Here is a 215-nt window from a genome sequence, read left to right on the forward strand (position 1 = left end):
CAGACCGAGGCCATCGAGGACGAGCCGTTGGACTCGGTGATCTCGGACACGACGCGGATCGTGTACGGGAACTCGTGCGCCGGTGGCAGGACCGGCCGGATCGCCCGCCACGCCAGCTTGCCCTGTCCTATCTCGCGACGGCCCGGGTAGCCCACGCGGCCGGTCTCGCCGACCGCATAGGGAGGGGAGTTGTAGTGGAGCGGGAGGCGCTCCTT

1 protein-coding gene is annotated in these 215 nt (G+C 69.8%); it reads right to left on the minus strand.

The features are described from left to right. Nucleotides 1–215 (minus strand): hypothetical protein (locus MFF64_RS37645; protein WP_238194201.1); only part of this gene is annotated, 215 nt, incomplete at both ends.

It is taken from the genome of Methylobacterium frigidaeris, assembly GCF_022179185.1.
Lineage (GTDB): Bacteria > Pseudomonadota > Alphaproteobacteria > Rhizobiales > Beijerinckiaceae > Methylobacterium > Methylobacterium frigidaeris.